This window comes from Paraconexibacter antarcticus, assembly GCF_024220175.1.
Lineage (GTDB): Bacteria > Actinomycetota > Thermoleophilia > Solirubrobacterales > Solirubrobacteraceae > Paraconexibacter > Paraconexibacter antarcticus.
This window is the reverse complement of record NZ_CP098502.1, coordinates 5,028,621-5,051,031: the sequence shown is the minus strand read 5'-3', so window position 1 is coordinate 5,051,031 and position 22,411 is coordinate 5,028,621. Positions and strand designations below refer to the sequence as shown.

General features: G+C 75.3%; 25 protein-coding genes. 5 read left to right on the top strand and 20 right to left on the bottom strand.

From position 1 onward, the window contains the following. Positions 1-13: 13 nt before the first annotated feature. Entirely contained in the window at positions 14-973 is a 960-nt protein-coding gene (locus NBH00_RS24745; protein WP_254571234.1) for an ABC transporter substrate-binding protein, read from the top strand. Positions 974-985: 12 nt separating this feature from the next. On the opposite strand, the gene NBH00_RS24740 is transcribed toward NBH00_RS24745, so the two are convergent. Continuing rightward, on the bottom strand, positions 986-1,690 hold the full coding sequence (locus NBH00_RS24740; RefSeq protein ID WP_254571233.1) for a TetR/AcrR family transcriptional regulator: 705 nt from the start codon (positions 1,688-1,690) through the stop codon (positions 986-988). Positions 1,691-1,759: 69 nt separating this feature from the next. On the opposite strand from NBH00_RS24740, the gene NBH00_RS24735 reads away from it, so the two are divergent. Beyond that, positions 1,760-3,190, top strand: a complete 1,431-nt coding sequence (locus tag NBH00_RS24735; protein WP_254571232.1) for an NAD(P)/FAD-dependent oxidoreductase — start codon at positions 1,760-1,762, stop codon at positions 3,188-3,190. Then, positions 3,187-3,936 (top strand): NAD(P)H-dependent oxidoreductase, encoded by a 750-nt coding sequence (locus NBH00_RS24730; protein WP_254571231.1) that lies wholly within the window; start codon positions 3,187-3,189, stop codon positions 3,934-3,936. The genes NBH00_RS24735 and NBH00_RS24730 overlap by 4 nt, the downstream gene beginning before the upstream one ends. A gap of 48 nt (positions 3,937-3,984) precedes the next feature. Here the strand turns inward: NBH00_RS24730 and NBH00_RS24725 are convergent, their stop codons facing one another. The 6 genes from NBH00_RS24725 to NBH00_RS24700 all read right to left on the bottom strand — a co-directional run bounded on the left by NBH00_RS24725 (position 3,985) and on the right by NBH00_RS24700 (position 8,220). Further along, positions 3,985-4,503 carry a nitroreductase family protein gene (locus tag NBH00_RS24725; RefSeq protein ID WP_254571230.1) on the bottom strand — a complete coding sequence of 173 codons (519 nt, stop codon included), beginning with the start codon at positions 4,501-4,503 and terminating at the stop codon, positions 3,985-3,987. A gap of 69 nt (positions 4,504-4,572) precedes the next feature. Next, on the bottom strand, positions 4,573-5,202 hold the full coding sequence (locus NBH00_RS24720) for a hypothetical protein (RefSeq protein ID WP_254571229.1): 630 nt from the start codon (positions 5,200-5,202) through the stop codon (positions 4,573-4,575). Positions 5,203-5,275: 73 nt separating this feature from the next. After that, positions 5,276-5,698: a D-aminoacyl-tRNA deacylase gene (gene dtd, locus NBH00_RS24715; protein ID WP_254571228.1), complete on the bottom strand. Its 423-nt coding sequence runs from the start codon at positions 5,696-5,698 to the stop codon at positions 5,276-5,278. Positions 5,699-5,702: 4 nt separating this feature from the next. Next, positions 5,703-6,623, bottom strand: a complete 921-nt coding sequence (locus NBH00_RS24710; RefSeq protein WP_254571227.1) for an AEC family transporter — start codon at positions 6,621-6,623, stop codon at positions 5,703-5,705. Then, entirely contained in the window at positions 6,620-7,627 is a 1,008-nt protein-coding gene (locus NBH00_RS24705) for a galactose-1-phosphate uridylyltransferase (protein WP_254571226.1), read from the bottom strand. The genes NBH00_RS24710 and NBH00_RS24705 overlap by 4 nt, the downstream gene beginning before the upstream one ends. Continuing rightward, positions 7,624-8,220 (bottom strand): TlpA family protein disulfide reductase, encoded by a 597-nt coding sequence (locus tag NBH00_RS24700; protein ID WP_254571225.1) that lies wholly within the window; start codon positions 8,218-8,220, stop codon positions 7,624-7,626. The genes NBH00_RS24705 and NBH00_RS24700 overlap by 4 nt, the downstream gene beginning before the upstream one ends. Before the next feature lie 208 nt (positions 8,221-8,428). Here NBH00_RS24700 and NBH00_RS24695 point away from each other — a divergent pair, with 208 nt between their 5' ends. After that, positions 8,429-11,950, top strand: coding sequence for a DEAD/DEAH box helicase (locus NBH00_RS24695; RefSeq protein WP_254571224.1), 3,522 nt, complete (start codon positions 8,429-8,431; stop codon positions 11,948-11,950). Positions 11,951-12,019: 69 nt separating this feature from the next. On the opposite strand, the gene NBH00_RS24690 is transcribed toward NBH00_RS24695, so the two are convergent. Beyond that, positions 12,020-12,241 (bottom strand): hypothetical protein, encoded by a 222-nt coding sequence (locus tag NBH00_RS24690; protein WP_254571223.1) that lies wholly within the window; start codon positions 12,239-12,241, stop codon positions 12,020-12,022. A gap of 41 nt (positions 12,242-12,282) precedes the next feature. Then, entirely contained in the window at positions 12,283-12,474 is a 192-nt protein-coding gene (locus NBH00_RS24685; protein WP_254571222.1) for a DUF5679 domain-containing protein, read from the bottom strand. A 25-nt stretch (positions 12,475-12,499) separates the two neighbouring features. On the opposite strand from NBH00_RS24685, the gene NBH00_RS24680 reads away from it, so the two are divergent. Further along, entirely contained in the window at positions 12,500-13,741 is a 1,242-nt protein-coding gene (locus tag NBH00_RS24680) for a ParB/RepB/Spo0J family partition protein (RefSeq protein WP_254571221.1), read from the top strand. 63 nt (positions 13,742-13,804) lie between these two features. Here the strand turns inward: NBH00_RS24680 and NBH00_RS24675 are convergent, their stop codons facing one another. From NBH00_RS24675 to moaC, 11 genes are read right to left on the bottom strand one after another with little or no spacing between them, the layout of a single operon-like run. Next, positions 13,805-14,503 carry a biotin--[acetyl-CoA-carboxylase] ligase gene (locus NBH00_RS24675; RefSeq protein WP_254571220.1) on the bottom strand — a complete coding sequence of 233 codons (699 nt, stop codon included), beginning with the start codon at positions 14,501-14,503 and terminating at the stop codon, positions 13,805-13,807. Between the two features lie 3 nt (positions 14,504-14,506). Beyond that, positions 14,507-15,313 carry an SAM hydrolase/SAM-dependent halogenase family protein gene (locus NBH00_RS24670; protein ID WP_254571219.1) on the bottom strand — a complete coding sequence of 269 codons (807 nt, stop codon included), beginning with the start codon at positions 15,311-15,313 and terminating at the stop codon, positions 14,507-14,509. Between the two features lie 9 nt (positions 15,314-15,322). After that, positions 15,323-16,801: a uroporphyrinogen-III C-methyltransferase gene (gene cobA, locus NBH00_RS24665; protein WP_254571218.1), complete on the bottom strand. Its 1,479-nt coding sequence runs from the start codon at positions 16,799-16,801 to the stop codon at positions 15,323-15,325. Beyond that, on the bottom strand, positions 16,798-17,658 hold the full coding sequence (gene hemC / locus NBH00_RS24660) for a hydroxymethylbilane synthase (protein WP_254571217.1): 861 nt from the start codon (positions 17,656-17,658) through the stop codon (positions 16,798-16,800). Before hemC ends, cobA begins: the two co-directional genes overlap by 4 nt. 16 nt (positions 17,659-17,674) lie before the next feature. Then, positions 17,675-19,042 carry a glutamyl-tRNA reductase gene (gene hemA, locus NBH00_RS24655; protein ID WP_254571216.1) on the bottom strand — a complete coding sequence of 456 codons (1,368 nt, stop codon included), beginning with the start codon at positions 19,040-19,042 and terminating at the stop codon, positions 17,675-17,677. After that, positions 19,039-19,263: a hypothetical protein gene (locus tag NBH00_RS24650; protein WP_254571215.1), complete on the bottom strand. Its 225-nt coding sequence runs from the start codon at positions 19,261-19,263 to the stop codon at positions 19,039-19,041. The genes hemA and NBH00_RS24650 overlap by 4 nt, the downstream gene beginning before the upstream one ends. Beyond that, positions 19,263-20,009 (bottom strand): cytochrome c biogenesis protein, encoded by a 747-nt coding sequence (gene ccsA, locus NBH00_RS24645; protein ID WP_254571214.1) that lies wholly within the window; start codon positions 20,007-20,009, stop codon positions 19,263-19,265. The genes NBH00_RS24650 and ccsA overlap by 1 nt, the downstream gene beginning before the upstream one ends. A 35-nt stretch (positions 20,010-20,044) precedes the next feature. After that, on the bottom strand, positions 20,045-20,761 hold the full coding sequence (locus NBH00_RS24640; RefSeq protein WP_254571213.1) for a heme exporter protein CcmB: 717 nt from the start codon (positions 20,759-20,761) through the stop codon (positions 20,045-20,047). Continuing rightward, on the bottom strand, positions 20,758-21,447 hold the full coding sequence (locus NBH00_RS24635) for an ABC transporter ATP-binding protein (protein WP_254571212.1): 690 nt from the start codon (positions 21,445-21,447) through the stop codon (positions 20,758-20,760). Before NBH00_RS24635 ends, NBH00_RS24640 begins: the two co-directional genes overlap by 4 nt. After that, the gene (locus tag NBH00_RS24630; RefSeq protein WP_254571211.1) at positions 21,425-21,910 is read right to left on the bottom strand and encodes a MogA/MoaB family molybdenum cofactor biosynthesis protein; all 486 of its coding nucleotides are present in this window, start codon (positions 21,908-21,910) and stop codon (positions 21,425-21,427) included. The genes NBH00_RS24635 and NBH00_RS24630 overlap by 23 nt, the downstream gene beginning before the upstream one ends. A gap of 10 nt (positions 21,911-21,920) precedes the next feature. Then, positions 21,921-22,400, bottom strand: a complete 480-nt coding sequence (gene moaC / locus NBH00_RS24625) for a cyclic pyranopterin monophosphate synthase MoaC (protein ID WP_254571210.1) — start codon at positions 22,398-22,400, stop codon at positions 21,921-21,923. Positions 22,401-22,411: the final 11 nt, after the last annotated feature.

The window sequence follows — 22,411 nt, the reverse complement described above, 5'->3', positions numbered from 1 at the left end:
GATACTGGCGGGGATGCGCTCCATCGTCGCCGGCCTGCTCCTCGCCGCCTGTACGCCCCTCGTCGCCGGCTGCGGCGGCTCGGGCGGATCCTCGTCGTCCGGCCCGGCCGCGACGCACGGCGGGACGCTCACGCTGCTCACCGCGACCGGCGTCTCCGACCTCGACCCGGGCCGCGCGACGGGGCCGACGGCGACCGAGGTCCTCGGCGTCGTCGACCGGACGCTGTACGCGTACGCCGGCGGCGGGGCCGAGCCGCAGCCGGACGTCGCGGCGGCGCTGCCGACGGTCGCCCCCGACCGCCGCAGCGTGACGATCCGCCTGCGTCCCGACGTGAAGTTCGCCCCTCCGGTGAGCCGCCGCGTCGTCGCCGGCGACGTCGTCTACGCCATCACCCGCGCGCTCGACCCGGCCGCGGGCAACGCGGTCGCCGCGCGCCGCTTCGGGGCGCTCCGCGGGCTCGCGGCGTTCCGGGCCGGCGACGCGAAGGCGATCAGCGGCCTGCAGGCGCCCGACAGCCACACGCTCGTCCTGACCCTCACGCGGCCGGTCGGCGACCGGTTGATGCCTGCGCTCACCTCGCTGGCGACGTCGTCGGTCCCGCCCGAGTTCGCCGGGAAGTTCGACCGCTCCAGCCCGTCGGCGTACGACCGCCACCAGATCGCGACCGGGCCGTACATGATCCCCGCCGACCGGCTCGGCAAGCTCACCGGCGTCGACGCGGCGAAGCGGACGCTCACGCTCGTGCGCAACCCGAACTGGGAGGCGAGCACCGACTTCCGCCCCGCGTACGTCGACGTCATCACCGTGCGGACGGTCCGCGACACGGCGCGGGCGACCCGGCGCGTCGCCACGGGCCAGGGCCTCCTCGGTGAGCTCCCGGCGCTCGTCCGCTCCCCGGACGTCCACGCGACGGCGGCCGCCGGCGGCCGCGACGGGTGGGACCTCGGGGCCGCGTGGATCGACGCGAGCTAGGCGCCCTCCCGATCAGCTGATGTGCGGCATGGCGACCCGGTCGCCGACCGCGCCGTCGGCGCCGCGGAGGCCGGGGGCGGCGATCGCCTCGCGCAGCAGCCAGCGGCCGAGCTCGAGCGTCTCGGTGACCTCGTCGTCCCCGAGGCGCAGGCCGTCGGGCTGCAGGCGCAGGGCGATGACGCCGTTCCACGACCCCCACAGGAAGCGGGTCAGGCGGGCGGCGTCGACCGGGCGCGCCTCGCCCGCGGCCACCGCGGCGTCGATGCTCGCGGCGAAGCGGTCGAGGAGGTCGCCGATCCGGAGGCGGACCCGCGTGCGCACCGCGTCGTCCTCCTCGAGCGCCGTGTGCCCGGGCTCGCGGAAGGCGAGGAACTGGAAGGCGCCGGGGTGCTCGAGGTGGAAGCGCAGGTAGGCGTCCCCGCCCGCGAGGACGCGCTGCAGGGGCGTGAAGGCCGGGTCCTCGCTGCGCCGCATGTAGCCGGCGAAGAGCTCGACCGCGCGCTCGACGAGCGTGAGGTACAGGCCGCGCTTGCCGTCGAAGTGCACGTAGATCGAGCCGACCGACACGTCGGCGCGCTCGGCGATCTCCTCGATCCGGGCGCCGTCGTAGCCGGTGGCGCGGAAGACCTCCTCGGCCGCGTCGAGGATCGCCCCGCGGGTGCGGGCCCGGCGCCGCTCGCCGCGGGCGGACGGGCTCGTGTCGAGGTCGGGGGCCATCTGGTTTACAACCCTATCCAATAACTGAACGGACTTGCAAAAATCTCGGGCCGCTGCGAGCATGGGCCCATGCACGAGGGGTCCGAGTCCGTCGACGTCGTCATCGTCGGGAGCCGCTGCGCCGGGTCCGCCGCCGCGATCGCGCTCGCGCGGCGGGGGCGCTCGGTCGTCGCCCTCGACGGCGCGGCCTTCCCGTCCGACACGCTCTCGACGCACCTGTTCTTCCCGCCGCACTGGGCCGAGCTCGAGCGGCTGGGGGCGCGCGACCGCGTGCTCGCGCTCGACCCGCCGCTCCACACCGAGGCGGGGCTCGGCACCGCCGACGTCGAGGTCCGCGGGCCGTTCAGCGCCTACGACGGGTTCGCCGCGGGCTCGTGCGTGCGGCGCCCGGGCCTCGACCAAGCCCTCGTCGACACCGCGCGCGAGGCCGGCGCCGAGGTCCGCGAGCGCACCCGCGTCGGCGGCCTGCTGCGCGACGCGGGCGGCCGCGTCGCCGGCGTGCGCTTCAAGACCCGCGACGGCGAGGAGGGGACGATCCGCGCGCGCCTCGTCGTCGGCGCCGACGGCCGGGGCTCGACCGTCGCTCGGCTCGTCGGGGCGCGCGAGCACCACCGGCAGGAGAACCGCCGGATGATGGCCTTCGCCTACTACCGCGACCCGCGGGAGGAGGACCGGCACGTCGCGATGCAGTGGCGCGCGGGGACGGAGCTCGTGACCGTGTTCCCCTGCGACGGCGGCCTCTCGCTCATCCTCCTCATGCCGTCGGTCGACCGCGCGCCCGAGTTCCGCGAGGACGCGGTCGCGGCGTTCGAGCGGACGGTCGCGGCGGTGACGCCGCTGCGCGAGCGCCTCGTCGGCTGCGAGCGCGAGTCGAAGGTCCGCGTGTCGACCTCGCACCCGTCGTACTTCCGCCACTCGCACGGCCCGGGCTGGGCGCTCGCGGGCGACGCCGGGCACTTCAAGGACCCGGTGACGGCGCAGGGCATCCGCGACGCGCTGCGGTTCGGGCGGCTCCTCGGCGAGGCCGCCGCCCCGGCGCTCGACGACCCGGTGCGGCTCGACGCCGCCCTCGCCGCCTGGGAGGACGACCGCGACGCGCAGTGCCTGCCGATGTACCAGTGGGCGAACGCGCTCGGGCTCGACGACGACATCTCGCCGATCGAGGCCGCCGCCTACCGCTGGTTCGCCGACCGCCCCGGCGGCCCGACGGAGGTCCTCGACGTCTTCTCCCGCCTGCGCCGCGCCGACGAGGTCTTCTCGCCCCCGCGCGTCGCGCGCTGGGTCGCGCAGGTCGTGCGCGACCCCGCCGTCCCGAACGCGGTGCTCGCGCAGACGCTGCGCCGTGACGTGCGCCGCGAGGCCGCCCGGCTCGTCGAGGCGCGGCGGTTCACCCGGCGCCGGGCCGCGTCGGCGGCCCGGCCCCCGGCGGCGCCCGCCCCGGCGCCGGCGGGTGCGCCCGCGTCCGCGGCGACCCCGTCCGCCGACCGGGTGCCCGCATGAGCGCCGCCCCGGGGCACGCCCTCATCGTCCACGCGAACCCGGAGCCCGTCTCCTTCGGTGCGGCGCTGCGCGACCATGCCCGCGCGACCCTCGAGGCCCAGGGCATGACCGTCGAGGTGAGCGACCTCTACGCGATGGGCTTCGACCCCGTCGCGAAGGCGGAGGACTTCTCGCTGCGCCGGTTCCCCGAGCGCCTCTGGTACGACCGCGAGCAGCAGCACGCCGTCCGCAACGACGCGCTCCCCGCGGACGTCGAGGCGGAGATCGGGAAGCTGCGCCGCGCCGACCTGGTCCTTTTCGTCTTCCCCCTGTGGTGGTTCTCGGTGCCCGCGATCCTCAAGGGCTGGTTCGACCGGGTCCTCGTGAAGGAGGTCGCCTACGGAGGCGCGCGGCGCTACGAGGACGGCGGCTTCGCCGGCAAGCGCGCGATGCTCGTCACGACGACGAACGCATGGCCGGGGATGACGGCGCCCGACGGCCTCATGGGCGACATCGACGTCATCCTCTGGCCCCTGCAGAACGGCGTCCTCGCCTACACCGGCTTCGACGTCCTGCCGCCGCTGGTGGCCCACGCGGTCGCCTTCGTCGAGCCGGCCGAGCGGGAGGCGGTCCTGCGCGACCTCGGGGCGCGCCTCGGGGCCTGGCGCACGGCGGAGGCGATCCCGTTCCACCGCGTCGCCGAGGTCGGCGAGGACTGGCGGCTGCGGCCGGACGTCGAGCCGCGCCTCGTCGCCCACCGGCGCTGAGCCGCGCCGCGTGACCGCGCGGCCGCGGGGCCGAGGGCCGCGCCCTCGTCAGTCGAGCCAGGTCGCCACGGCGGCGGCGGGCGCGCGCTCGGGGACGCGCTGCTCCTGCCGCGGGTGGCCGAGGTGCAGCAGGCCGAGCGCGCGCTCGTCGGCGGGCAGGCCCACCGCCGCGCGGCCCGCGGCGTCCCGGAGGACGGCCGGGGTGCGCCAGTAGCCGGCGAGGCCGCGGTCGTGCGCGCCGAGCAGGACGAGGTAGGCGGCGACGGCGGTCGCGCAGAGGTCCTCCTCGGCGACGACCGGGTCCGCGTCGACGACCGCGGAGACGACGACGAGGGTCGGCGCCCGGTCGAGCTTCCCGCCGCTGCCGGAGGTCTGCGCGTCGGCGGCCGCCTTCAGCGCTCCGAGCGCCCGCGGCCCGAGGACGCGGAAGCGCCACGGGTTCGTCAGGTGGTGGTTCGGCGCCCAGGTCGCGAGCTCGAAGAGCGCGGTCAGCGTCGCCCGGTCGGCCGGCTCGGGGCCGAACGCCTTGTGGGTTCGGCGGGTGCGGACGGCGTCCTGGAGCTCCATCGGACGCACCCTACGAAACCGCGGATCTCCGAGTCCCCGGGGCGGGCGCGCCGCCGGGAACCCGAGCCGTCAAGCGTCCTCGTCCTCGTCCTCGGCGTAGAGGGACTCCCGCGCGAGCTCCTTGCCGTTCGCGTCGAAGAGCTTGATGTCGAGGATGTCGCCGCGGTAGTTGTCCGGCGCGATGAGCGTAAAGCGGTCGTCGGTGAGGACGCACTGGTCGACGGCGAGGTCGGCGAGCTCGGCGGTGACGATCGCGCCGCCGCCGATCGTCGGGCGGCCCCAGACGAGCGTGATCGCGGCGATCTTGCCGCCCTCGCCGCGCCAGCCGTCGATGACGTCCTCGCACAGGTCGAGCCGCCAGTCGGGGTTCGCCTCGGCGGTCTCGGCGGTGAAGTCGGCCGTCGCCTGCAGGTCGGTCGGGTCGCCCTCCTCGGCCGCGGGCTGGAAGGAGACGTAGCCGTAGAGCTCGTAGCCGGTCGTCGTCCGCGTCGAGGCGGGGACGTAGGTCCGGCCGTTGTAGGTGCGGTCCGGGCACCAGACGATCTCGCCGGCCTCGCCGAGGTCCTCGCCCTCGTCGTCGATCCGGAGGCAGGCGGCGAGGAACTCGACGCGCAGGCGGTCCCCCCACCGGCCGTAGGGCAGCCCGTCCTGGGGCGGCTCGGCGGCGAAGCGGGTGACGTAGCGATCGGTCGGCGGCATAGGGCCGGGAGTCTATGTGGCGCCGAGACCCGACGAGCGCCCGACTGGGGGACGAAAAACGGGTCTCGGCGTCTCAGTCGGCGTCGATGACGAGGGTCACGGGACCGTCGTTCACGAGCGCGACCTGCATGTCGGCGCCGAAGACGCCGCGGCGGGCGCCGAGGGCGTCGCACACGCGCTCGTACAGGGGCTCGGCGACCTCGGGCCGGGCGGCCGCGACGTACGACGGCCGGTTGCCCCTGCGCGCGTCCCCGTAGAGCGTGAACTGGCTGATGCAGAGGACCTCGCGGCCGGGCCCGAGCGGCTCGTTCATCCGCCCCTCGGCGTCGGCGAAGACGCGGAGCTTCAGGAGCTTGTCGGCGAGCCGGTCCGCGACCGCCGCGGTGTCCTCGTGGGTGACGCCGAGCAGGACGAGCAGGCCGGGGCCGATCGCGGAGACCTCCTCGCCTCCGACGCTCACCGAGGCCGACGAGACCCGCTGCACCACCGCGCGCATCGCCCTATGTCACCAGACCGGCGACGGCGAGGACGGTCACGCCCACGGCGGTCGACCAGCCGACGGCGGTCGCGGCGAGGCGCAGGTCGAGCCCGTAGGTGTGCGCGGCGATGAGGGCGTTGATGCCGCACGGCATCGCGGCCTGCAGCCGGTAGGCGTCGGGGACGCGGTGCAGCGTCAGCGCGAAGAGGCCGAAGAGCAGCGGCGCCGCGACGAGGCGCAGCCCGAGGACGGCGACGACCGGGCGGCTCAGGGCGGGCGGGAAGCGGACGACGCCGACCTCCTGCTCGCGCGCGAGGTGCACGCCGAGGACGAAGAAGCCGATCGGGAGCAGCGCGATCGCGGCGTCGTGGGCGGCGGTGACGAGGGCGTGCGGGGCCGCCGCGTCCGGCGCGAGCAGGCCGGCGACGAGCGCCAGGAGCGGCGGGTTGCGCGTGAGGAACGCCTTGATGCGCTCGCGCGCGGTGTCGCCGGCCTCGGTGCCGCAGGCCGCCGCGATGCCGAAGCCGAAGGTGAAGAGCATCGGCCCGCTGATCGCGACGTCCCAGGCGATGGCGGGCCCGATCGCCTCGTGGCCGAGGAGCGTCGCGTTCATCGGGACGCCGAGGTAGCCGGTGTTCGCGAGCAGGCAGCAGATCGTCACCGTGCCCGCGGCCGCGCGGTCGAGCCGCAGGACACGGGTCGACACGAGCCAGCCGAGCCCGCCGACGCTCAGGAGCTCGGCCCAGCCGGCGACGAGGCCGAGCCCGACGCCGCTGCCGAGGTCGAGCCGGACGAGCGAGAAGAACGTCACGAACGGCATGAGGCCGAAGAGGAGGATCCGGATCGCCCGGTCGGTGAGGAGGACCGACCGCTCGTGCCAGCGGTGCTCGAAGGCCGCGCCGACCCCCGCCGAGGCGAGGATCGCCGCGATGACGAGGATCATGCGTCGCGGAGCTCGGCGGCGGCGACTTCCGGCGCGACCGGGTTCAGCTGCACGCCGGTCCCGAGCTCGAGGCCGGCGAGCGGCGCGAGGCGGGGTGCGATGTCGATGTGCCAGCAGAAGCGCTCGGCGCCCTGCGGGGCGGTACGGACCCAGAGCGTCAGCGGCGGCGTGGCGCCGAAGCGGCGGCCGAGGCGGCGCAGGCCGTCGTGGAGCAGCGCCGCCCCGGACGGGCCCGCGTCCTCGAAGCGCTCGCGGCCGCGACGCGGGACGAGCATCAGCCGGTAGGGCGAGGCGGACGCGTACGGCGCGATGAGGACCGCCTCGTCGTCGATGGCGACGATCCGCTCGCGCAGCCGGACCTCCTCCTGCAGCAGGTCGCTGAGCAGGTCGCCGCCCATCGTCCGCACCGCGTAGGCGCCGAAGCGCTCGCGCTCACGGGCAACGAGCGCGGGGACGAACGGGAGCGCGAGCAGCTGCGCGTGCGTGTGGGGCTGCGTCGCGCCGCCCGCGGCCTGCTCGTTGACGTGCAGGTGGACGTAGGCGGCCGACTCCGCGTGCTCGCGCATCCGCGCCCGCCACGTGTCGACCGCGAGCGCGACCTGCGTGGCGTCGAGGTCGGCGAGCGACTGCACCGGGTCGGGCGCGTTGACGATGACCTCGCTCGCGCCCGTCGCGGCCGTGGCGGTGAAGAGGTCCGGCTTGTGGGAGCGCTCGGGCTCCGGCGCGCCGTCCTGCAGCGGCGGGTAGAGGTTCGGGACGACGCGCACGGCCCAGCCGGGGCGGCCGTCGGGGTGCGGGACCTCGAGCAGTGCGGGCGGGGTGCGGTCCTCGTTCCCGGCGGCGAAGGGATCGGTGGCGGGGTCGACCGGCGGCGCGGGCGCCACGGTCGCGAGCGCGTGCGGCCGGCCGGCCCGCCCCGGGGCGACGATCGTCCGCAGCCCGGTCAGGGCGTCGACGCGGACCTCGCCCGTGGTCGCGGTCGGCGTCTCGGGGACGCCGCTCACCGCGACCCTGCGAGGAGGTACTTCTGGATGTCGGCGTCGAGCTGCGCCTGCGAGGAGTAGAGGCCCGCGTGGGCGAAGACCTGCTTGCCCTGCGCGTCGTAGAAGAGCGAGACGGGGTAGGCGGTGAAGGCGTGCAGCGCGCCGGCGGCCTGCTCCTTCGGGTCCTCGACGCTCGGGTAGGGCACCGGGAACTTGCGCAGGAAGCGCGCGGCGTCCGCGGCGTTGTCGCCGGAGTTCAGGCCGAGGAAGGCGACCTGCTTGCCGTAGCGGGTGCTCGCGTCCTGCAGGAACGGGAACTCGGCGCGGCACGGTCCGCACCACGACGCCCACTTGTTGATGAGGACCGGCGTCCCCTTCAACGCGGCGAGCTGCGCCTTGACGGCGGTCTTCGCGCCGGGCAGGAGCTTCGACGCCTGGCGGTGCAGCGCGTCGAGCTTGGCCGGGGAGCCCGCGAGGCTCGCCTGGGCCTTCGCGAGGTTGAACGTGCTCGCCCTGGGGCTCGTGTCCGTCTTCGGCGCCTGCGACAGGCCGACGACCACGGCGACGATCACGGCGAGGCCCGCGGCGATCGAGAGGAGGAGGCGGGGGCGCATTGGCATACAGGGTAGTTCGCACACGCGTCCCGTCCGGACGTGCGCGGGCCTTGCCGCGCGATGAACTGCGGTATCCTTCGCCCGGAACCCGTTGGAGGGGGTCAGCTTTCTGGGAGGGACCCCTCCTGTTTCGGCCGGCGTGGTTCCCCGGCGCGTCCCGGTTGCAGGCACACCTGCCGCGACCACCCATCGAGATTCCGAGCCGCCTATGGCTGAGCCCACGTCGGTGGCCCACCAGGCCCCACCGCTTCCTGATCCCGCCCTGCTCAGGGCAGTCGAGCAGTTCACGCGCGAACCCTTCGTCCACGAGGGTGAGGATCCCGCGACGGCGCTGCGGGTCGGGACGGCGCGCCGCCGGGCGTTCGACCGGGCGGCGAAGGAGCTCGAGGACGGCCTGGAGGTCCCCTCGACGAAGTGGCGCCGCCGGTACTCGCTGCTGCTCGGGCTCGAGCGCGTCCTCTCCGCCGACGAGGCGCGCCTCGCCGACGGCACGCTGCTGAACCCGCATCAGGTCGACGCGCTCTCCGGCACGCTCACCGCGCTCATCGCCGCCGCCCAGGGGGCAGGCGCGAACGCCGAGACGATCGCCACCGCCTCGCCCGTCCTCGCGGTCGAGGAGGCCCCGGTCGTCGCCGAGGAGGAGCGTCCGGCGGAGGACGAGCCCCCCGTCGAGGACGAGGCCTTCGACGACGCCGACGCGGACGACGAGGACGACGAGGACGACGATGACGACGATGACGACGAGGACGACGAGCCGGTCGGCGTCGCCCCCGCGGCCCCGGACGAGGACGACGACGACGAGGACGACGACGACCTCGTCGAGATCGAGGACCTCCCCGAGGACGACCACGACGACGAGGCGGCCTCCTACGAGGACGACGCCGACGACGACCTCGACGACGACATCGCGCTCGGCGCCGCCGACGACCCGAACGCCGCCAAGCGCTTCTGGTTCGAGCACGCGACCGGGGCCGGCAAGACCGTCGCCGCGATGGGGTTCGTCGAGGCCTCGCACACCGGCGGCATCCTCATCCTCACGCACCGCCGCAACCTCGTGGACCAGTTCCACGGCGAGCTGAAGCAGCGCGGATACGCCGACCGGATCACGCCGGCGCTGCTCGGCGGCGAGGGCGTCGACCTCGCCAACGGGCCGGTGACGGTCGAGACCTACCAGTGGTTCGTCCGGCACGCGGGCAACATCTCGCCCGCCTACACGATCGTCATCTGCGACGAGGCCCACACGGCCCTCGGCGAGAAGACGTCCGCTGCCATCCGCGAGTGGACCGGGCCGATCTTCGTCGGCATGACGGCGACCGGCGCGCTCATCGCCCGGCACGTCACCGACCTCTTCCCCACGCAGACCTCGCGCTTCGACCTCGCGCAGGCCGCGCGCCGCGGCGTCATCGCGCCGCTGCGCGGCATCCGCATCCCGCCGGGCGCCGGCGTCAAGACGATCGCGAACGTGCCCCTGCGGCGCGGCGACGTCGACGTCGAGTTCGACCAGGAGATGCTCGCCGAGCTCCTCGACCAGCTGCCGTTCAACATGGCGATCGCGGATCTCTACAAGACGCGCTTCGCCGGCGTCCCCGGGGTCATCTACGCGGCGGGCGTGCGCCACGCGTACAACGTCGCCGAGTCGCTGCGGGCGATCGACATCAAGGCGCAGGCCGTGTCCGGGGAGACGCCCAAGCGCGAGCTCGCCCAGATCCTCGCCGACTACGAGTCGGGCGAGATCGACGTCCTCGTCAACGCGCAGCTGCTCGCCGAGGGCTGGAACTCGCCGCGCGCGACGGTCTGCATGCACCTGGCGCCGACGGCGTCCAAGCGCATCTACCAGCAGCGCGTCGGCCGCGTCACCCGGACGCACCCCGGCAAGGAGGCGGGCGTCGTCGTCGACTTCGTGCACCCCGCGACGAAGAACGACGACCCGGTCGTCACGCTTCACTCGCTGCTCGACCGCGACGTCTACCGCGGCGGTGCGATCGTCGTGGGCCCGGTCCGCCGCGGACGCGGGCGGCGGCTGCGCGTCGAGCGCCGCGTCGTCCCGGTCTGCGCCGAGGAGGACCGGCGTCACGAGGTCTTCGAGCGCGAGCTCTGGCGCATCGCCGTCGAGTTCCTCGACTGGGGCGAGCAGCACATGTGGGCGGCGCTCGCCGGCGCCCGCGTCGCGCCGAGCGGCTGGCGCCGCGCGCGCGCGATGCTCCAGTTCGACCGCACGGGCGAGCTCAAGCGCCGCTTCCTCATCACCGCGCTCGAGCGCAACAAGAACTCGCAGCTGCGCATCCGCGCGCTGCAGGAGATCGCCGCCGCGAAGGACCCGGAGGCGTTCGTCCAGTCGGTCGACATCGTCGGGACGTGGCCGCGCGAGGACCGGCGCGAGGGCGTGAAGGTCCTGCTCCAGGCGCTCGCCGAGAAGCGGATCGGCCGCCGCGACCAGGCCTCGCAGTGGATCTGGGACCTCGCGGACATGACCCGCGACGTCCACGAGGAGTACGCGGTGCAGCGCTGGCCGGAGACGAAGCGCCTGCTCGGGCTGCTCGTCAACTCCTCGGGCGGGGCGCACGCGCGCAACGCCCGGCGGCTCGTGCACGCCTCGCGCAAGCAGGACCGGCGCCTGTCCGCCGCGCTGCTGGCGGCCGCGGTGGCGCACACACCGGAGGCGATGGAGGTCATCCGCGGGGCACGGACGCGCATGGCGCGCAAGCCGAGCGCGCTCTCGCGGGAGCTCCTGCGCAACTTCCCGAAGGCGCGTGGCCGTCGTGGCCGGCGCCGGAACAAGCAGAAGAAGGGCGCGCCCCAGGCGCAGCCGGAGGTCCGGGTCCTCACGACCGCGGCGCCCCCGGCGCAGGGCACCGAGGCGCGGATCGCCGCGGCGGCCGCGCTGCTCGCCGGCGGTGGTGGTGGCGGTGGCCGCGGCAGTGGTGGTCGCGGCGCGAAGGGCGGCGGCTCGGGCGTGAGCGGCGGCTCCGGCGGGAACGGCGGCGGGAACGGCCAGGGCGGCGGGGCCGGGAGCACCGGCGTCGTGAACCCGCCCGGCCAGGGCCAGTCGCGGTCGGCCCGGCGGCGGCGGCGGCGCAACGGCGCCCGGCAGGCCGCGCTCGGCGACCAGGGCGGGGCGGCGCCGGACGTCGCCGGGGGCATCGCGCCGGACGCGGACGCTCAGGCGTCCCCGGTGGCCGAGGCCCCGGAGGCGGAGGCCGCGGCGCCCGCGACCGTCCCCGCGACCCCGAAGCGCGCGCGGTCCCGCGCGACGAAGCCGAAGGCCGTCGCGGAGCCGACGGCCGACGTCGGCGGAGGCGACGGCGGCGAGCCGGGCGCGGAGCGGCCCGCCCGCCGGCCCGGGGCGGCGGCCACGGCCGAGGCCGAGGCCTCCTCGGCGCCGATCGCGCCGGAGGACGCGGCACGGCCCGCCCGCAAGCCGGCGACCCGCCGGGCGGCGGCGCCGAAGAAGCCCGCCCCAAAGAAGCCGACTGCGGCCGGGGCGGACGCCGAGGCCGTCACGGCGGCCGGGGGGCCGGTCGTCGCCCCGCCGAAGAAGCCCGCCCCCAAGAAGCCCGCTCCGAAGAAGGCGGCGGCTGCGGTCACGGAGCCGGCGGCCCCCAAGAAGCCCGCTGCGAAGAAGCCCGCGACCGTCGCGAAGAAGCCGGCGGTCGCCGCGAAGAAGCCGGCGGCGCCCCGCAAGCGCGCCGCCACGGCGAAGGCGCCCGACGCCGACGCCGACGCGGCCTGACACCCTTCCCGCGGGGCGGCGTGCGGCCAAGCGGGGGCATATGTCCCACTCGGCCGCACGCCGACGGCGTCAGGCGGCCGGCGGCGGGTCCTGCGGGGCCTTCGGGGGGGCGGTGCCGCCCTTCGCGCCCGGGTCCTTCAGCGCGGCCGCGGCGGCCTTCGCCTTGTCGGCGGCCGAGCCCTTGCCCTTGGCGATCGTCTGCAGTTCGGCGAGGTCGGCCTTGAGGGCGTCGGTGCCGCCGCGCTGGTCGACGACCTTCTTGGCCTGGTCCGCGAGCTTCTTGAGGTTCATACGGCCACGCTAGCGCCCGCCCGGGGGGCGACCCGGCCCGGTCAGGCCCGACGGGCCTTGCGCCGGATGGCGAAGAGCGGCGAGCCGCACTCCGGGCAGTAGCCCTGCCAGCCGTCCTTGCCGTTCGCGAGGACGACCGCCTGGGCGTCGGCGATCTCGACCTTCTGCCCGCAGACGCACCAGCCCATCGCCTTCTCATCGCTCTGAGCGGGATTCCCGGCGGCGTCGGTCATCCCTGGAGGATAGATTGCCCCGCTCATGTCTCAGGTCGATCAGCTGCAGAACGCCCAGGAGCACGTCGAGCAGACGCGCCAGGAGGCCGACCGCGAGGAGCGGGAGACGCGCGCGGCGGAGCTCAAGCGCGCGCCCCTGGCGAACACCGCCGAACGCGCGCACACGGTCGTCCACGCGCCGCTCGGACAGGTGCGCACGATGGTCAACATGCGCACCGGCGCGCTGCCGGACCTCCACGAGCTCGCGCTCTCGATCAAGGAGACCGGCCTGCTGCACCCGCCGCTCGTCCGCGAGACGCGGGACGAGCAGCAGCCGTACGAGCTGCTCGCCGGGCGCCGCCGCTACGGCGCGATGGCGCTCCTCGACGCCGCCGAGGGCGAGCGTGACGACTGGCGCTTCACGCTCGTCGACAACATCTCCCGCCGCGAGGCGCTGACGATGCAGTTCGCCGAGAACTTCCACCAGTCCAAGCCCGAGCCGGTCCAGTTCGCGCGGGCGGCGCGGGCGATCATGGCCGAGGACGAGGAGCTCACCGCGGCGGACGTCTCCCGCCTCGTCGGCGCTCCCACCGCGTGGACGCGCAAGGCGCTGCGGCTCCTCGACCTGCCGGAGTCGATCGTCGACCGGGTCGAGCGCGGGGACCTCTCGTTCACCGTCGCCGACATCGTGCGCCGCGGCATCGCGAAGGGCGAGGTGAGCAGCGAGGAGGCCGAGGAGCTCGTCCAGCAGCACGCCGACGGCGAGATCACGAACAGCATCCTGAAGAAGGGCGTCGGCTACCAGCCCCCGAAGCCGAAGAACTACGACGAGCTCTCCCGCCAGCTCGACGAGTCGCGCTGGGCGGCGAGCGACGCCAAGGACGCCGAGAAGCGCGAGGGCGCCGAGCAGCGCGAGTGGGAGAACGGGCGCGGTGCGGCGCCCGCCGGCGGGGCGGGCGCCGCCGCCGCCGGACCCGGCAGCACCCCGGCGGGCGCCGCACCGATCGACTTCCCGGGCCACGCCGGTCCGGCGTCCGGCCCCCTCGGCTCGCTCGAGGACCTCACCGCCGACGACGTCGACGGCTACCTCCTCGGGCTCGTCCTCGCCCGCGTCGTCCCCTCGCAGCACCGCAGCGCCATGGGCATCGCCTCGCAGGAGGACGCGTACGCGTACGCGTTCGCGCTCGCCCCGCAGGACCGCGTCGGCGTCCTGCGCACGCTCGGCGCCCAGCTCCTCGGGGACGACAGCGCGCCGCCGCGGGCGCTCCGGGCCCGCAGCGCCGCCTGACGCCGGCCGGCGCGGCCCACACCGCCCCCGACCGACCTCGCCGGCGGTGGAGAGGGGGAGCGCTCAGGCCCGCCCGAGGTGGACCTCGCCGGCGTCGAGTGCGGTCCGCCCGCCCCCGTCGAGCTCGACGACGAGCCGTCCCTCGCCGTCGACGCCCGCGGCCGTGCCGGCCCCGCCCGTCCAGCGGACCTCGCGGCCACGCAGGACGTCCCGCGCCCGCCATGCGTCGAGCAGGTCCCCCGCCGAGAGCGCGAGCGCACGCTCGAGCTGGGCGAGCAGGACGGTGAGCACCGCGCCGCGCTGCGACGGGTCCAGGCCGAGCGTCGCCGCCGTCCCGTGGAGCTCGGACGGCAGGTCCTCGATCCGCAGGGCGACGTTCAGCCCGATCCCGAGCACGGCCCAGCCCTCCTGCGGGCGCCCCTCGGCGAGGATCCCGGCGACCTTGCGCCCGTCGAGGTGGACGTCGTTCGGCCACTTGATCCCGACCGCGGCCGACGGCGCGGCGCTCGCGACCGTCTCCGCCACCGCGACCGCCGCATGGAGCGGCAGCAGCGCGGGCGGGCGGCGCAGGACGACCGAGAGCAGCAGCGCGTGGCCCGGCGGTGCCGACCACACACGGCCCTGCCTGCCCCGGCCGGAGGTCTGCGCGTCGGCGGTGACGAGCGTGCCGTGCGGCGCGCCGGCGATCGCCAGGGCGCGCGCGCGGTCGTTCGTCGAGCCCGTCTCGCGCAGGTGCAGGTGCGGGAGGCCGAGGCGCCCCACCCGCTACGCCGGCCGGACGATGATCTCGTCGTCGAGCCCGACGGTCAGCGCGTCGCGGGCCGAGCCGCGGTTCACCGCGACCGCGAGCGTCCGGTAGGCGTCCTCGTAGAGCAGCAGCTCGCCGGCGCCGACGTCCGAGAACGTCACCGTGTAGTGGGCGGGCTGGTCGTTGATCGTCACCGGCCGCCCGAGGCGCAGCCCGGAGTCCGCGAGCTCCTGGTGCTCGACGTCGAGGGTGATGTTCCCGAAGCGGTCGAAGGCGACGGCGTGGGCGACGAGGCCCTCCGGCTCGACCATCGCCATCGGCATGTGCAGGAGCGTGATCTCGTCCGCGTCGATCGGGTCGCCGGCGTCGAGGAGCTCCGCGCCGGCGGCGAGCGCGGCGGCGACCGGGGCGAAGATGTCGCGGCCGTGGAAGGTGGCCGACACCGGGTCGAGGCGGTGGACCGAGCGGCTGACGTCGACCGCGTCGATCGCCCCGCCGAAGCGCTGCGCCGCGAGCGCGAGCAGGCCGTTGTCCGGGCCGACGAGGATGCGGTCCTCGTCCGCGGTCCGCAGGGCGATCGCGCGCCGCTTCGTCCCGACCTCGGGGTCGACGACGGCGAGGTGGACGCCGGGCGGCATGTACGGCAGCGCGCGCCGGAGCATGAGCGCGCCCGCCCGGACGTCGTGCCGGGGCAGCTCGTGGGCGAGGTCGACGATCTCGACGCCCGGGGCGATGCGGGCCATGACGCCGTGGCAGACGCCGACGAACTCGTCGGTGGTCCCGTAGTCGGAGAGGAACGTGATCGGGCGGGGCGGGGCAGGCACGTCGCGAGTCTACGCGCGCGCACCGGCCACGTCCGCGACGAGCGCGGCGACGAGCCCGTCGGGCGTGTGGACCTCGGCCTCGACGTCCGGCTCGTGACCGAGCTCGCGCAGCGCGGCGCTCGTCGCGGGGCCGATCGAGACGAGCCGCGGGCCGTCGAGCGTCCCCGCGGCCGCGTGGAAGAAGCGGACCGACGAGGCGGACGTGAACGTCGCGTAGCGGGCGCCGAGGGCCGCGTCGCGGGCGGCGCGGTCGAGCGGCTCCGGGACCGTGCGGTAGAGCGGGAGGACGTCGACGGTCGCGCCGCGGCCCTCGAGCGCCGCCGGGAGGATGTCCCGCGCCTCCTCGGCCCGGGGGATGAGCGCCTTCGTGATCGCGACGCCCTCGAGCGCCTCGACGAGCGACTCGGCGATCGAGCGGGGCGGCACGACGTCGGCGACGATGCCGTGCGCCCGCAGCGCGCGGGCGGTGCCGGGGCCGATCGCGGCGACCGTCTGCCCCGCGAGGTCGCGGGCGTCGTGCACGAGGTCGAAGAAGCGGCTCACCGCGTTCGGCGAGGTGAAGGCGACGAGGTCGTACGGGTCGAGTGGCGGGACGAGCGCCTCGAGCGGCTCGATGCGGATCGACGGGGCCTCGACGACGCCGGCGCCGAGCGCGCGCAGCGAGGCGGCGAGGGCGCTCGCCTGGGCGCGGGCGCGCGTCACGGCGACGGTGACCCCGGCGAGCGGCCGGGCCGCGTCGAGCCACTGCAGCTCGTCGTGGAGGGCGGCCACCGGCCCGATGACGGTGATCGACGGCGGCTTGATCTCCGCCACGGCGGCGTCCTCCGCGATCGTGGCGAGGGTCCCGCGGATCGAGCGCTGGTCGCCGTAGGTCCCGCGCTCGACGACGGCGACGGGCTCCTCGGGCGAGCGGCCGCCGGCGACGAGCTGCTCGGCGATCCGCGGCAGCTGGCGGACGCCCATGTAGAAGACGAGCGTGCCGGGAAAGGCGGCGAGCGCCGGCCAGTCGATCTGCGTCTCGGGCTTCGCCGGGTCCTCGTGACCGGTGACGAACGCGACCGCCGCCGCGACGCCGCGCTGCGTCACCGGGACGCCGGCGTAGGCGGACGCGGCGATGCCGGCGGTGACGCCGGGGACGACCTGGAACGGGATGCCGTGCGCGGCGCAGGCCTGGGCCTCCTCGCCGCCGCGGCCGAAGACGAACGGGTCGCCGCCCTTGAGCCGGACGACGTCCTTGCCCGCGAGCGCATGCTCGACGAGCAGCGCCGTCGTCGTCTCCTGCGGGACCTGCCTGCCGCCGCCGATCTTGCCCACGTCGACGAGCTCCGCGTCCGGGCGGGCACCGCTGAGCGCGTCCTCGGGGATGAGCTTGTCGTAGAGGACGACGTCGGCGCGCGCTATGAGCTCGAGCGCGCGGGCGGTCATGAGGCCGCGGTCGCCGGGGCCCGCCCCGACGAGGTAGGCGGTGCCGGGCGTGGTCTCGGTCATGGGTTGCTCCCGGCGTAGATGAGTTCGGCGGCGCCCGCCGCGAGCAGGCGCTCGGCGACGGCGACGCCGAGGGCGGCGGGGTCGGTCCCGGTCATCCGCAGCTCGTCGCGCAGCCACGCGGACCCGTCCGGCGCGCCGACCCAGGCGACGAGCGTGTCGTCGGGGCGCAGGTGGGCGCCGACCGCGGAGGAGCAGTCGGCGCCGAGGGCGTGGACGCAGGCCCGCTCGGCCGTGAGGGCGCGCCAGGTCGGCTCGTCGCGGAGGTCGACGACGGTCCCGGCGCGGGCCTCGAGGACGACCGTCCCCTGGCCGGCTGCGGGGACGAGCGCGTCGAGCAGCTCGGTGATCGACTCGTCCCGGCCGAGGCGCCGCAGCCCGGCGTTCGCGAGGACGACCGCGTCGACGTCGCCCGCGGCGAGCTTCGCCAGGCGCGTGTCGACGTTGCCGCGGATCTCCACGACCTCGAAGCCGTCGCCCCCGTCCGCCGCGCCGGCCCCGGCGAGCGCGCGCAGCTGCGCGGCGCGGCGCAGCGACGCGGTGCCTACACGGGCCGGGCGGCCCGCGACGGAGAGCGTCCCGCAGAGGGCGTCGCGCGGGTCCTCGCGGGGCAGGCAGCCGACGAGCTCGAGGCCGTCGGGCAGCGTCGTCGGGACGTCCTTCGCGGAGTGAACGGCGACGTCGATCTCGCCGTCGGCAAGCGCGCGCTCGAGCTCGGTCACCCACTTCGCCTTGTCGGCGAGCGCCCGGTTGCGGTCGCCGGTCGTCGTGATCGTGACGATCTCGCCGCCACCGAGCGCGGCCTGCACCATCGTCGCCTGGGCGAGCGCGAGCGCCGACCCCCGGGTCCCGATCCGCACCGCGGCGCCTCCGGGCCTACGCGCCGCGGCGGCGGGCGTCGAGCGTGCGGACGTTGTCGCCGTCGTCCGCCGTCACGGACTCGTCGAGCGCGGTGGTGCCCTCCTCGAGCGCGAAGAGCTCGCGGACGAGCTGCAGGCGGCCGTGGCCCGTGGCGGAGCCGTGCTCCTGCATGCCCTTCAGGCGGATCGTCGGCTCGTGCAGCAGGCGCTGCATGACCGCGCGGGCGATCGCGTCGATCCGGGCGAGGTCCTTCTCCGACGTCGTCTCCCAGCGGCCCGCGTTCTCGGCGAGCACCGACTCGACGATCCCGGCGCCGTGCTCGCGCAGCGCGGTGATCGTCGGGCGCACGTCGAGCTGCCCCATCCAGCGGGCGAAACGGACGATCTCGTCCTCGACGATCGCGGTCGCCTGCCCCCGCTCGCTCTCGCGGACGGACATGTTCCGCGCGACGACGGCCTGCAGGTCGTCGATGTCGTAGAGCGTGACCCCGGGCAGCTCGCCGCACGCCGCCTCGATGTCGCGCGGGACGGCGATGTCGATGAGGACGAGCGGGCGGCCGTCGCGCTCCCGCATGACGAGCTCGAGCTCCTCGGAGCCGACGATCGGGTGCGGCGACGAGGTCGAGGAGACGACGATGTCGGCGGACGCGAGCCGGGTCGGCAGCTCGTCGAGCGAGACGACCGAGCCGCCGAAGCGCTCCGCGAGCGAGAGGGCGCGCTGCGCGTGGCGGTTGGCGACGAAGATCGTGGAGACGCCGTGGGCCGCGAGGGCCTGGGCGGTGAGCTCGGCGGTCTCGCCGGCGCCGATGATGACGACGTCGCTCGACGCGAGGTCCCCGACGACGTCCTCGGCGAGGTCGACCGCGACGGTCGAGACGCTCGTGCGCGACGAGCCGAGGCCGGTCTCCGAGCGCACGCGCTTGCCGGTCTGCAGCGCGGCGGTGAAGAGCTTGTTCGTCAGCGGGCCCGTCGTGCCGGCCGAGAGCGCGGCCTCGTAGGCGCGCTTGACCTGGCCCTGGACCTCGGCCTCGCCGACGATCATCGACTCCAGGCCGCTCGTGACGCGGTACAGGTGACGGGCGGCGTCGCAGTTGCGCGGCGAGTAGATGAGGCCCGCGAGCTCGGTCGGCCGGATCCCGGCGCGGCGGGCGAGGGCGCTGAGGAGCGCCGACTCGGCCTGCACCGGATCGTGCGAGACGAGGTAGATCTCCGTGCGGTTGCACGTGGAGATCGCGACGGCCTCGAGGACGACCTCGTCGGCGACGAGGCTCTGGAGGAAGCGGTCGGCCTCGACGTCGGTGAGGGCGAGGCGCTCGCGCAGGGCGACGGGCGCCGTCTTGTACGAGATGCCGAGGGTCAGCAGCTCGGCGGACGGTGCGCTCATGAGAGCTTCACCTCCTCCTCGTGCTCGCTCGCGGTGGCGTCGTGCGCGCGCTGGCGCTCGAGCCCGTCGACCTCCTCGGTGAGCTTCGTCAGGCGCTTCTCGAGGCCGAGGAGCCGGTAGGCGGTGATGCCGAGGTAGACGAGCAGCAGCGCGGCGAACACGAGGTACGCCGCGAGGACGTAGCCGGAGCCGTCGGGGAAGTTCGCGGCGAGCGTGAGCACTAGGCCATCACCTGGGGGGCGGCGGAGCGGGCGGGCAGGCCGGCCGGGTCGGACTCGCCCTGGAGGCGCTCCAGCCGGCGCTCGAGCCCGCGCACGCGGCCGCGGGTGAGCTTGTGGGTCATCTCGACGCGGCTGAGCGTGACGAACAGCAGGGTCATGCCGATGAGCGCGAGGTAGAACGGGATCTTCATGTCGGTCGGCAGGGCGCCGCCCGTCGTGTTGTTCAGCACCCGCGGGTGGATGAACGGGTTCGCGAGGCGGACCGCGATGAAGTTCAGGGGGACGAACGTGCCGGCCGTCACGGCGAAGACGGCGGCGTAGCGCGACTGCTTCTCCGGGTCGGTGATCGAGAAGCGCAGCGGCTGGTAGGTGCAGTACAGGAGGAAGACGATGAGGAAGCTCACGAGCGTCGCCTCACGCCACTCGAACCACACGCCCCACGCCGACCGGGCCCAGATGCCGCCGGTGACGAGGACGCCGATCCCGAGGATGACCGACATGTGGATCGCCACGTAGGAGCGCATGTCGTGCTTCGGGTCGCGGGTGCGGAGGTACAGCAGGCCCTGGATCCCGCCCCAGACGAAGCCGCCGAGCGCGACGATCGCCATCGGCACGTGGACGTAGAAGATCTTCTGGGAGAAGCCCTGGTCGGCCTCGATCGGCGCGTAGTACGCGGCCAGCACGAAGGCGCCCGTGAGGGTGATCACGGTCGCGAGGGCGAGGGTGCGCAGCTTGGCTGAGTACATCGGTGGGAACCTGACCTCGGGGACCGGGCCGGCGGTCAGTCGTCGAGCAGGAAGTCGAAGACGGCGTACGCGAGGAGCCCGAAGACCAGATCATAGAGGCAGAGGACCGCCAGGTACCGCCCTCCGGGCGCCCCGGAACCCGTCACGGCCAGGACGGGCGCGGTCGCCTTCGCCGCCATGATCACGACGGGGACGAGGAGCGGCAGCGCCATGAGCGGCAGGATGAGGTCCCGGGCACGGGTCTGGATCGCCAGCGCGCCGAACAGCGTGCCGATCACGGCGATGCCGATGTCGGCGAGCAGGAGGACGAGCGCGAGGCGCCCGACGTCGGCGATCGACAGCCCGGGCTCGAGCAGGAGGACGACGAAGACGGGCACCGCGACGACCTCGACGAGGGCCAGGAACGCGACGAACGTGATCGCCTTCGCGATGAGCAGGGCGGTCCGGTCGACGGGGGCGAGCAGCAGCGCGTCGATGCCGCCCTCCTCGTGGTCGGCGACGAAGAGGCGGCCGGCGCCGAGCATCGCGGCGAAGAGGAGCGTCACCCAGAGCACGCCGCTCGCCGTCCGCCCCTCGACGCTCGTCGTGTCGAGCGCGAAGCGGAAGACGACGAAGGTCACGACGGAGAAGAGCGCCATCGCCGGAAGGACCTGCGGCACCCGGCGCTCGAGCAGCAGCTCCTTGCGCAGAAGGGCCGCGACGGCGGTGCGGGTGGGCGTCGTCCTCGGCGGGCGCGGGCCGGCGGCGGTCATGCGGCGTAGAGCTCCGCGACGCGGGCGGCGTCGACCTCGGCGACCGGGGCGAGGAAGGCGGTCTTCCCCTCCCGGAGGCCGAGGACGAGGTCGGCCTCGGCCAGGCCGCCGGCGGGGTCGTGGCTCGTGACGACGCGCGTGCGCCCGGACTCGCGGCCGACGAGCGGCTCGAGCAGCGCGATCGCGCCGGGGTCGAGGTTCGCGCGCGGCTCGTCGAGGAGCAGGATCTCGGGGTCGTGCAGGACGGCGCGGCAGGCCGCAGCGCGCTGGAGCATGCCCCGCGAGTACGTATGGACGGGCTCGTCGGCGCGGCGCTCGAGCTTCACCTCGGCGAGCAGCTCGTCCACGCGGCCGAGCGGGACGCCGTGCAGCCGCGCGTGGAAGCGGAGGTTTTCGCGCGCACTCAGGTCGCCGTAGAGGAGCGGGTCGTGGGTGAGCAGGCCGATGCGCCCGCGGACCGCCCACGCGCGGTCGGGCAGCGCCTCGCCGAGGATGGACGCCGTACCGGCGTGGGGGCGCAGGAGCGTCGCGAGGATCCGCAGCAGCGTCGACTTGCCCGCGCCGTTGGGGCCGAAGACGACGAGCGTCGCCCCGGCGGGGACGGTGAGCGTCAGGTCGTCGAGGGCGGTGCGGTAGCCGTAGCGGCGCGTCAGGCCGCGCAGCTCAATGGCCGTCGCGGCGTCCATCGTCCCGCCTGATCGAGCCGACGGCGTGCGGCAGCACGGCCGCGAGGACGCCGAACGTCTCGTCGAGCGCCTTCGGGTTACCGGGGAAGGTGACGATGAGCGTGCGGCCCGCGATCCCGGAGACGCCGCGCGTGAGCATCGCGTGCGGTTTGTGCCTCAGGCCCTCGGCGCGGAGGGCCTCGGCGATGCCGGGCGCGTCGCGCTCGATGACGTCCTTGGCGGCCTCGGGCGTGTGGTCGTCCGGGGTCAGGCCGGTGCCGCCGGTCGTGAGGACGACGGCGACGTCGTCGGCGACGAGCTCGCGGAGGCGGGCCGCGATCGCCGCGCGGTCGTCGGTCAGCACCTCGACGGGCGCGACCTCGCAGCCCGCGGCGGCGGCGAGCTGCGCCAGGCGCGGGCCCGAGAGGTCCTCACCCTGGCCGGCGGCGAGCGTCGTCGAGATCGTCAGGACGGCGGTGCGCACAGGCCGCAGCCTACGCGCGGCGCCACGTCCCCGACTTGCCGCCGGTCTTCTCGAGCAGGAGGACGTCGCGGACGACGACGCCTTTGTCGAGGCCCTTGACCATGTCGTAGACGGTGAGCGCGGCGACGCTGACGGCGGTCATCGCCTCCATCTCGACGCCCGTGCGGGCGGTCGTCGACGCGGTCGCCGTGAGCGTCACCGTCCCCGCCGCCGCGTCGACGACGCCCTCGACGTCGACGTGGTCGAGGCTCAGCGGGTGGCAGAGCGGGATGAGCTCGCCGGTCCGCTTCGCCGCGAGGATCCCCGCGACCCGTGCGACCCCGAGCACGTCGCCCTTCGGCGCGTCCCCCGCCGCGACGGCCGCCGCGGTCTCCGGGCCCATGACGACCGTCGCTCGCGCGACCGCCCGCCGCGCGGTGACGTCCTTGCCGCCGACGTCCACCATCCGCGCGGCGCCGTGCTCGTCGAGATGCGTCAGCTGGTCGGGCATGGGGTGGATGG